At 57.8% G+C, this 10,869-nt stretch carries 6 protein-coding genes; 5 read left to right on the top strand and 1 reads right to left on the bottom strand.

What is annotated here, in order from left to right:
• The first annotated feature begins 3 nt into the window (after window positions 1–3).
• From P8935_RS00775 to P8935_RS00790, 4 genes are read left to right on the top strand one after another with little or no spacing between them, the layout of a single operon-like run.
• Window positions 4–855: a type III pantothenate kinase gene (locus P8935_RS00775; RefSeq protein WP_348263104.1), complete on the top strand. Its 852-nt coding sequence runs from the start codon at window positions 4–6 to the stop codon at window positions 853–855.
• Window positions 856–1,569, top strand: a complete 714-nt coding sequence (locus tag P8935_RS00780) for a hypothetical protein (RefSeq protein WP_348263105.1) — start codon at window positions 856–858, stop codon at window positions 1,567–1,569.
• On the top strand, window positions 1,566–2,873 hold the full coding sequence (gene rlmD, locus P8935_RS00785; RefSeq protein WP_348263106.1) for a 23S rRNA (uracil(1939)-C(5))-methyltransferase RlmD: 1,308 nt from the start codon (window positions 1,566–1,568) through the stop codon (window positions 2,871–2,873). The genes P8935_RS00780 and rlmD overlap by 4 nt, the downstream gene beginning before the upstream one ends.
• A 39-nt stretch (window positions 2,874–2,912) precedes the next feature.
• The gene (locus P8935_RS00790; RefSeq protein WP_348263107.1) at window positions 2,913–5,615 is read left to right on the top strand and encodes a ComEC/Rec2 family competence protein; all 2,703 of its coding nucleotides are present in this window, start codon (window positions 2,913–2,915) and stop codon (window positions 5,613–5,615) included.
• Window positions 5,616–5,634: 19 nt separating this feature from the next.
• Here the strand turns inward: P8935_RS00790 and P8935_RS00795 are convergent, their stop codons facing one another.
• Window positions 5,635–9,468 (bottom strand): carboxypeptidase-like regulatory domain-containing protein, encoded by a 3,834-nt coding sequence (locus P8935_RS00795; protein ID WP_348263108.1) that lies wholly within the window; start codon window positions 9,466–9,468, stop codon window positions 5,635–5,637.
• Between the two features lie 327 nt (window positions 9,469–9,795).
• Here P8935_RS00795 and obgE point away from each other — a divergent pair, with 327 nt between their 5' ends.
• Window positions 9,796–10,851, top strand: a complete 1,056-nt coding sequence (gene obgE / locus P8935_RS00800; protein ID WP_348263109.1) for a GTPase ObgE — start codon at window positions 9,796–9,798, stop codon at window positions 10,849–10,851.
• Window positions 10,852–10,869 lie beyond the last annotated feature (18 nt).

A 10,869-nucleotide genomic window follows, 5' to 3' on the forward strand; every position in this document is an offset into this window, starting at 1 on the left:
ACGATGCTGCTTGCAGTGGATGTTGGAAATACGAACACGGTGCTGGGGCTTTACCGGCTCGACGCTGAAGCTGGAATGCCCCCGAAGGGCGCCGCTGTCGCTGCGAAGGACAGGTTTGACCTGACCGCGCACTGGCGGATCACCACGCATCGCACGCAGACTGTGGACGAATACGGCGTGTTTTTTGTGAAGCTGTTCGAGATGCATGGAATGTCGCCAAACCAGGTGACGCACATCATCATCTCTTCGGTTGTGCCGCCGCTAGACTCGACACTGCGCCAGGTTTGCGAGACCTATTTCCATCTTGAGCCACTGTTCGTTGAGCCGGGCATCAAGACGGGAATGCCGGTACTGGTCGATAATCCGACAGAACTTGGTGCGGACCGGCTGGCTGATTGCATTGCCGCGATCGAGCGTTACGGGGGGCCCTGCATCGTGGTGGATTTCGGCACTGCCACGAAGTTTGAGGTGATCTCAGAAAAGGGCGAGTATCTGGGTGGCGCAATTGCGCCAGGACTCGGACTGAGCGCCGAGGCCTTGTTCTCGCGTGCTGCACGACTGAGCCGTGTCGACATTAAGCGTCCCGCAAAGGTGATTGGAACGAATACCGTCGGCCACCTGCAGAGTGGCTTGTACTACGGCTACATTGGACTCGTAGACGGGATTCTCGAGCGCATCTTCGCGGAGCTTGGACAGAAGCCGCGCGTGATTGCGACGGGTGGGCTCGCCCGAATGGTTGCAGCGGACTCGCACTACATTTCGGAGATCGACGATCTGCTGACGCTGGATGGACTTCGCGTTTTGTTTGAGCGCAACCGTAGTGCCCGGCCACGCGGACGCGCGCATCAGGCTTAAGTGCGCAACTACTTCAATTACTTCACGGAGATCGAGGAGCGCTTTCAGAAGCGGCGCGGATCGATTCTTTTGCTATCGACTCTGGATTGGGCATTGATCGAGATGTGGCAGGAGGCGGGCATTCCGCTGGAAGCTGTGTTGGCCGGGATTGACGCGGCGTTTGACAAGTATGAGTCGCGGCAGAAGCGCGGACGGATGCGGCGCGTAAACGGGTTGGCGTGGTGTTCGCAGGCGGTGATGGAAGCTGCGGAAGAGTTGCGTGAGGCAAGCGCCGGGACTGCTGGCCCAACGGCGGCAGCAGGCGACACCGGTTTCGAGCATGAGCGCGTAGCAATGCATCTTGAAGCTGCGGCGACGGCGCTGGATGCTTCAACAATCGCGCAGGATGCTTGTGCTGCAACGGCGGGGCGGCTGCGGGAACTTGCAGCAAATGCGCGCACCGCCTCTGCGTCGACAACTGCAGCCCACGAGATGGAGACATTCGAACGCGTGCTCACGGTTCTCGAGGAAAAGCTTTTTGCGGCGCTGACCGCGGCTGCACCAGAGGAGTTGCTGGTGGCGCTGAAGGAACATGCTGGACGTGAGCTCGCGCCCTACCGCAGCCGGATGGGAGCAGTGCAACTGCGGCAGGTGGAACACCAGTTCGTGCAAAAACAGTTGCTGGTGCACTACAACCTGCCGCGACTCAGCCTTTTTTACATGAGCCAACAATGAAGCGCAGACCTCAGAAGGCTCGCAATTCCGCCCCGCCGCGAAGCGCTCACGTGCAGATCGAAAAGCCGATCTATGGCGGGGCGTTTCTGGCGCGTGTGGATGGCAAGGCTACATTTATTCCACTGACGCTTCCGGGCGAGCAGGCGCGCGTGCGCATTGTGGAAGAGAAGCACGGCTACGCGGTCGGCGAGCCGGAAGAGATTGTTGTGACCGCCGCGAATCGAGTTATGCCAGCGTGCCGCCACTTTGGCGCGTGCGGAGGATGCCAGTACCAGCACACCGATTACGCCTCACAACTCGAATTCAAGCAGGCGATTCTTCGCGAGACGTTTGAACGCGGAGGTGTAACTGCGCCGGAGAAGATCGATGTACTGGCGGCCAACCCATGGCAGTATCGCAACCGTATCCGACTCGCATTCGACAATGCTGGGCGAATGGGGTATCGCGCGCGGCGTTCGCATGACCTGGTTCCCATCAGCGAATGCCCGATTGCGGCGCCACTGCTGGTGAGTGCTGCGCTGACTCTGGCTGATAATTTGCGCGAGCAAAGATTGCGCGCGATGGAAGTCTCTCTTTTTTGCAATGCGGAAGAGACGGAGTTGCTGGCCAGTATTTTTGTTCGCGACTCCGCAACGCGTGGATTGGATCAGTTATTTGAGAAGTGGAAGCAGCGCGTGCCAGCGTTGACCGGCGTCGAACTGGTCAACGAAGGCGGCGTTGGACAAGCATCACGCATTATTGCTCGTGCGGGAGCCGCCTCGATGAGTTATCGCGCCAACGGCGTCAACTATCGCGTCGATCACGGTTCGTTTTTCCAGGTGAATCGATGGCTCGTCGACACTCTTGTCGATCGAGTAGTGGCCAATCGACGGGGGGATTTGGCCTGGGATCTTTTTGCCGGGGTTGGCCTGTTCGCGTGCAGCCTCCAAAAACAATTCAAACAAGTCATCGCTGTCGAATCCGCACCGACGGCGATGGAGGCACTCACGCAGAATCTGTACGGATCAACGGGCAGAAGCGTGAATGCGGAGACTCTCGCGTTCCTGAAGGGCCAGAGCAGTGGGGCGAAACCGGACCTGATCGTGGTTGACCCACCACGCGCGGGATTGGGGCTTGAGACTGCCTCGCTGCTGGCCGGTATCGAAGCACCAGTGATTGTGTATGTGTCCTGCGATCCGGCAACGCTGGCGCGTGACCTGCGCACGCTCATCGGCTCGGGGTATGCGCTGAGCTCCACTACGCTTGCTGATCTCTTTCCGCAGACCTTTCACCTTGAGTCAGTGGTGGAATTGCGCCGAGCCTGATAACCTTGCGCCCATAAATAATTTCTAGATCCGAGTTCAATGGAAGCTGATCCAAGGAAGTTTGGGCCTCCTGCACTCCGTCCAGTCGAGGCCGGTGCTGGCATTCCGCTGTTTCATGCCGCGTGGCTGTTTGCGCTGGGGATCGTGCTGGCGCATTTTGTTTGGCTTCGACCCTCTTACCTGCTGATTGCACTTGTTCCTGTGGGAATGTTGAGCGCGCTTGCCGCCCTGCGTTCGCAGCGCGTTGTGTGGTTCCCACTTGCGGCTTTGTGGTGTTTGCTGGGCGCATGGTGCGCAGAGATGCAGCAACAACCGGGGGCAACGCCTGCACTCGTTGCGCTTTCCGATGGCCTTATACGCACAGTGGAAGGTACAGTGACGGATGCCGCACCGGTGCGCAGAGAATTGGAAGGGAACGTCGATGAGGCGGCACGGATTGCTCCAACACAGCGGCTTGACGTTGCGGTGTCAAGCATCGAGATCGTATCCGACGACGAAGACGTGCAAACAGCAATGCCCGGCGGAGTGCGCCTTACAATACGCTGGCCCGAGGGAGAATCCGCTGCAGCCGTATTTCACTGCGGCGACCACATTCGTGCGGATGCGCGACTTATGCAACCCGATGTGTATCGTGATCCAGGCGCATGGAACCGCAGAGAGTATCTGATCGATCAGGGCATCACTTCTACAGCGACGATAACTCTGGATCGGATTCATGTGCTCGGGTCGGCAAATCAACGTAGCGTGGCCTGCCGCATCTCCTCATGGCAGCACGGCGCGAACGAACGAATCCTTGCCCTTCCTGCAGCGATGCATCGGCTGCCAAATGGATTACGGCTGAGCGAAGACGATGCAATCATGCTGGCGGCGATGGTGACGGGTGACCGCACATTTCTGACACATTCTTTGCGCGTTGGATTTGAACGGACAGGTTCGTTTCACATGCTTGTGGTTTCAGGTTTGCATCTGGGCATTGTTGCCGCACTGATTTTCTGGATCGCTCGAAGACTTCGTTTGACGCAATTCCCGGCAACGCTGATTACGATCTTCGTGTCGTTTGCTTACGCGCTGTTTACGGGTTTCGCAACACCGGTTCAGCGATCACTGTGGATGGTGATTCTCTACCTTGTTGGCCGACTGGTTTATCGCGAACGGAACGTCTTGAATACTGTTGGATTTGCTTCGCTCTTTCTGCTCGTGGTAAGCCCGCGCAGCCTATTCGACTCGAGCTTGCAGATGACGCTTCTTGCCGTGGTTTCGATCGGTGGGGTGGCGGCTCCATTGCTCGCTAACACGGTGCATCCATACTTGACGGCCACGCGCGACCTTTCGCTTGTCGCTCTTGACGTAAAGCTGATGCCGCGGCATGCGCAGTTTCGCGTGATGCTTCGGATGTTTGCGGCCGCACTTGCGCGTGCGACGAGCAGGTTCATCGGGTTGAGGATGTTTCCATGGATGATTCGTTTTTTGCTGCGGTGCATTGAGGCACTGGTCGTAGCAAGCATTGTCGAATTGGCGATGGCACTGCCGATGGCGATTTATTTTCACCGCATAACGGTATTTGCTCTGCCTGTAAACATTCTGATTCTGCCGCTGCTGGTCGTCATGCTTCCGTGCGCGCTGCTCACCCTGATTGCATCGCTCGTATCGAGCGCCGTTGCAGCGGTTCCGGCGGCCATGACGGCGCTGATGCTGCACGTTGGCGTTGGCATTGTGCATCTGTTCGGATCAGTCGCGGTCGGCAATCTTCGCGTTCCAGCGCCGCTTGCGTTGCAGATTGGAACGTTTTGCATTCTGCTGGGTGTCGCGATCGCGCTGGTGCGATGGGCCAGCATGCGCGGTGCTCGTTGGGCCCGTCACCTCGCGTGGATAGCAATGATTGCAGGGGCTGTGGTTGTGGTGATGCCGCGTCCGATCGATCATCCCCATGGCGCGCTCCTCGTTGAAGCAATTGATGTAGGCCAGGGAGACTCGCTGCTGCTGATCACGCCGGACGGTAAGACGATGCTGATGGATGGGGGAGGATTTGGCGGTGGTCCGCAACAAATGGCCCCGGACTTTGACATCGGCGAAGAGGTTGTTTCTCCGGTACTGTGGTCGCGCGGGATTCGCCACCTCGATGTCGTCGCGCTGAGCCATGGGCATTCCGACCACATGGGTGGCTTACCGAGCGTACTCGAGAATTTCCGGCCTGACGAATTGTGGGTAGGGAACAATCCGCCGACACAGGCGTACGGCGCGCTGCTGGATGAGGCTCGCCGCTTGCGGGTTCAGTTGCGGACTATGCAAGCGGGAGACACTATAACACTGGGAAGTGCGCAGATTCACGTGCTTGCGCCGTTCCTGGATTACAAGCCGGGTTCTGAGCCAGGCAACAACGACTCACTGGTGCTCCACGTTGCATACCGGGCGACGTCTGTGTTGCTCGAAGGGGATGCGGAGTCTCCGATTGAGGAGCGGATGCTGAATGAGCCGGGGCTGGAAAGCACATTGCTGAAGGTTGGCCATCATGGGAGCGTGACATCGACTCAGCCAGATTTTCTGGAACGCGTCGCACCGCGGTGGGCGGTGATTTCGTGCGGTCTGCACAACCGCTATGGACATCCGCGGAAGGAAGTCCTCGAGGAACTGCAGGCGTCCCACGTGCGCACCCTATCGACGGATATTGATGGCGCGAGTTGCTTTGAACTTGATGGAGGCAGTGTGACCTCCATCGCTTGGTGCGGCATGCCATACAGGTAGCAAGAATCAGTAATGAGAACTAGAATCGAAGGCGCGCACCGAATTGAATTTGCCGTTCGCGATAGAAATCAGTTGCATTGATGCTGAGCGGCTTTCCGAATTCGGTCTGGACGGTCTTGAGTCCGGTGAGGAAATTCAGGCGCGGCAAGCCTCCGTAGATTGTTCCCGACTCGATCGAATAGCCTGCCGTCTCGAGCTCTGTCACATTCTGATGATTGAAAAGATTGAAGCTCTCCGCCATCAGTTCCAACTGGCGCAACGATCCAAGTTCAAATCGCTTGCCCAGGCGAAGATCGGCTTTCCAGGTCGCTGGATAGCGATAGGTATTTCGACCGATGCCGTAGACGCGATTGTCGCCGCCATAACCATTCATACCGGTACTCAACGCCACGATTGCGGTACCGCTTGTGCTGAATTCCTTGGCCAGAGAGCCGCTGGTGCGCATCGTGTAGGGTAGTCCGCTATGGAAGTATGCCGTTGAACTCATCATCCAGCCATTCGCAATATGACCGGCGACGCCCTTGAACTTCCATCGGGGCTGAAGAATCACGGCTGCGGTAGCGGAGTGGCGCACGTCGAGGCTGCTGGTGCCATACTCCTGGCGAAAGTCGATTGGATCGAAGACGCTCGGGCCGCCAACCTGCGATGTTTCGTCTGGATTCCAATCCATGGCATGGGCGTAGGTGTAGCGCGCACGCAGAGTCAGAGCTCGCGCATTTCTAGAAATCTTAAGGATTGCGGCTTCATAGATCGAATTGGCCCGGCTGTAGATTTCGCTGACCTGCTGATAATTCGGATTCAGTCGTCCTGCGAACCCGGTCGGCGACGTACTGGAAGGCCATGATGCGAAAAACGGAACGGTGATCTGCGGTGACTTGATTGGTCCCGAAGCATTGCCATCAACAACGGTGTAGGTGATGGTCTTCGCGGCAGAAGAATCGACGTTGGCATCGAACGTGACCGGGAGTCTGCGCGCGAGGCTCGCAACTGCGCTACCTTCGACGTGAATGCGCCCGGGAGCAGTCTCTTCAATGGATGCTTCGGCCTGATGGATTTCGCCATTGCGGAAGGTCGGGGCAAACTCGACAGCTGCTGGTTTGATTATGTTGGCCGGCTCGCCTGCCAGTACATACGGAAAGGGAGGGGCACCGCCTGCATTTAGATTGTCGGTTGGACGCATGAAAAAATTGAGATCGCCCTTCAATGATCCAGTTTGCGTGAGCGCCGTCTCGACGACAGAGTTACCGGTTCTGCCAAAGTACATACCATAGCCGAATCGAAGAACGGGCCAGCGGCTTTCGCCAGAGCCCCAAGCAAAACCGACCCGTGGACTCCACTGGTTGCCGAGATTCGGCATGTGCGCGGTCAGGGGCAGGTCCGGGTTCCGTAATGCGGCGATCGGCGCCGGTAGCTGCTCCAGTTCCCAGCGTGTTGCGAGCGTCAGAGCCAGGCGTTTCGTTGGCTGCCATTGCGAGGTGACATATCCGGCCAAATCGTTGGTGCTCAACCACCAGTCCGACGGCCCCATCGTTTGCGCGTAGTAGGAGTAGCACGGTAGATAACCAAGGCCGTGAAGCACGCCGGAGGAATCACGCCATGCATTGCCTGTCTGATCGCAATTGTGCTGGTTCATTGGGTTGAGTTGGCCGTTCAATCCAAAAGATGAAAAGGAGAGCGCATCGGAGGCGAAATTTTCTACGCTGGAGTAATAGTAGGTGCCCGTCTGATTGCGCAACCTGGTGGTTGCATCTGTGTTGTGGGATATTTCTGCACCAGCCTTTACCACTAGATTGCCACTAATCCAGTCGAGCTGTTCCTGGGCCATGTAGAGATGCTCGTCGGGATAGGTGCCCCGCCCGAATCGCGCCGGGTTTCCGATGGTGAAGCCGTAGCGGGAATCTACCACAATTTGTGGAAGCTGACCCCATGCATTGATGTTCAGGGTCTGCTCGAATTCAGAGGGCGTCGCTGCGGAAGCGCTTTGCACCTGGTGGCCGTAGGAGCCCTGGGTTACCGCAAGGAAGTTCGGAGTTATAAATGCTTCCCATCTTCCCAGCGTCCATTGTGAGGTGGCGTTGACGTCGCCGAAGCTGTGTGTTCCGTATGTTTCAGATGCTCGTGTAAAGCCACCTCCGGGCGCGTCATGCTGGGCACTCGTTACCTCCAGCGTGAAGCGGTGGCGTTCGGCAACGCTCCAATCGATACGGGCAAATCCGGTTAGTTGAGAAGCGCTTCGCGGTGCGGGGCCAAGGAGGCTCGCCAGATTTTCTAGAATTTTCGAATACGCACCCAACCCGGCGCTCACTGGATCGGCACCGTTCAGGCCGAGTTGCGCACTGAGCAATTGCATACGGTCGTTCGAGGGCTGCGCAAAGAAATGGTCCGGGTGCTTCACGGTCGCTACGCCGGGATCGTTGCGCTCATTTCCGTCGAGCGCGAGAAACCAGAACAGGCGGCGGTGCGGAAAAACTCCGCCCAGGCCCACGCCCCATAACGCTTCGCGATCGCCTGGGCTGAATGGCATCGGAGAGTAGAGCGGAACGGTTGTGGCTGAAGCGGGTGTAGTTTCCTGCACCCACTGGGTAAACGGGTTGCGTGCGCCCCACAGATTCTCCCGATCGAACACGAATGCTTGTCCATGCAGGTGTTCGGTTCCACGCTGTGTCTCTACGTTTGCCCTGCCGAGGCCGAAGCTGATCGATGCGGTTCCTTCGCCTGCGACCTGCACTTCACGAATTGCGGCTTCACCTGACGCCGGAGTCAGTCGATAGGATTGGCGGCTACGCGACGAACCGCCGCTGACGCTTCCGAAGGCCAGTTGAGTCGACACGCCGTCGACAGTGATATTCGGCGCGCTCCTTGCACTGGAGGGAGACTTCTGTTGATCGCCGCTGCCGCTTCCCTGTTCCGGCATGTCGCGCAAAAAGCTTTGCCAATCGCGACCGGGTAAAGGCAGCGACTGTATCTGCGTTGCATCCAGCGCTTGCGATGACTGCGAAGTCGCTGCACTTTGGAGAGCTGCAGTTTGCGCTGACCTATCAACACAGGCGCTGAGAAGACCGGCTTGCAGTATCCCGATTTCGGCTAGCTGGATCGCCGGGGCAGCCTCGTTCGTCGCAGAACTTAAATTCGGTACTGGCAGTGCGGCGGTAGCAAACGGCTGTGGACTCGCGATCGCTGGAAGCGGGTTGAATTTCTGATCGTCATGCAATTTGCTCGACGATTCCGCCGGATGATCAATAGGTTGAGGTGCCGTAGAAACTGTCGGAAACGATGCGATCGACATCGGCGATGTAGTTCTTGTCCCGTTGAGCGTTAGCAAGAAGGGTGATTGCGTCGGGATGAGAATTGGGATCGAACTTGTGGTCGTGTCGGTCGCGCCGGAAATGAGAGATCGCGCGGTCTGCAGAGCGCGCAGACGCAGCTCCGCGGATTCAACTGTTGGAGATGCTTCATCGTCAACGCGATACGCGGTGACCGACTGAGGCTGTAATTCAAAATCGATCGCAGCTTGAACGTGGGACTCGTGACCAGCGGCAACAAAGATTCCATAGACCTGGCCGGTTCCACGCGGTCCAATCGCGGTGAGAGAGTACTCACCCTCGACCAAGCCAGCAAAGTTATACCTGCCTCCCCGCGTTGTAATGGTTTGGACCTGAGCACCGGTGGCTGCACTGCGCAGGACAATGGCCACATCTTCGAGCGGAGCTGAATGGACGTCTGTGAGTTTGCCCGAAAGCGACCCGCTGCCGGCCGTCGGGTGTTGCGCGTAAGCGCAGGAGATCGTCCCCGCGCTAAAGATCAGCAGCAGCGTGGTTTTCGCCAGCGGCTTCGCCCATTTTTGCCCTACCATCCAATGACCAGTTTCCGGATGAGAAACCCGCTTCTACCGGCAAGTTGAATCCCGAAAGCGTAAGGATTCAAGACCCGTTTTCCCGGCCAGGAATTCGGAGGTTCGCCGGTGAGTTTTTCCTTGCAGTGAATTTCGCAGCGATTGTACGGAAGTTGGAGGAAACGAAGAGGTGACTCCCAGCACAGACCCTGAATGAGACGGGCGCTCTCGGGTTTTGGGAAAGGGCGGGCGGGTTCGATAGACTGGAAGGACGGCAATGCGCTCTTGGAGCCTACTGTAGGTCTCTGACTAGTGCGCTGTCTAAGTGACTGGTGCAAAACTCGATCTATGTTCATTGATGAAGCCAAAATACGGGTTAAGGCTGGCGACGGCGGCAATGGCTGCATGGCCTTCCGGCGCGAGAAGTTTGTGCCCCGCGGAGGTCCCTCCGGCGGCGATGGAGGCCACGGTGGCGACGTCATCATGGAGTCGTCGCAACGGCACAATACCCTGATTCACTTCCGGTATAACCCAGAGCACAAAGCGCAGCGCGGCGAACATGGATTAGGCTCGAACTGCACAGGGTTAGACGGTCACGACATTGTTCTGCAAGTACCTGTAGGTACAGCCCTTTACGATCAACTCACTGGCGAGCTGGTTCATGACTTCCAAGAGCCGGATGAGCGGGTGGTTATTGCCAAGGGGGGACGGGGGGGGAGGGGTAATCAGCACTTTGCCACTAGCACTCACCAGGCCCCCCGCGAGCACGAGATGGGTCGTGCAGGCGAGGAACGGCTGTACCGGCTTGAATTGAAGTTGTTGGCGGATGTTGGCCTAGTCGGATATCCGAATGCCGGAAAATCGACGCTGATTTCCCGTCTTTCCGCGGCCAAGCCGAAGATTGCCGACTATCCTTTCACCACGCTGGAGCCGAATCTTGGTGTTGTCACAGTTGGCGAGGAGCCTAACCGGCAATCCTTCGTGGTGGCAGACATGCCGGGTCTGATCGAAGGCGCGCATCTCGGCTCCGGGCTTGGGACGCAGTTTTTACGTCATATTGAGCGCACGCGACTGCTGGTTCACTTGGTGGACGTGTCCGATGCTTCGGGGCGGCCTGATCCGGTGGAAGACTTCAAAGTCATCAACAAGGAGCTGGCCAGTTTCTCACCCAAGGCCGGCGAAGATGGTGCGGATCAGCACCCGTTGGCCGACAAGCCGATGATCGTGGTTGCCACAAAGATCGATGTCGCAAATCCTGAGAAGCTGAAGAAGCTGGCGACATATGTAAAACGCCGCAAGCTGGAGTTTCACGCCATCTCCGCCGTGACGGGGCAAGGGATCGACGAATTGAAATGGGCTTTGGCGAAGAGGGTTCTGCCGGTGGCTGTGGAAGCTGAGGTCTAATTCTTCCCGACGAAAGTC

The organism is Telmatobacter sp. DSM 110680 (genome assembly GCF_039994875.1).
Classification (GTDB): domain Bacteria; phylum Acidobacteriota; class Terriglobia; order Terriglobales; family Acidobacteriaceae; genus Telmatobacter.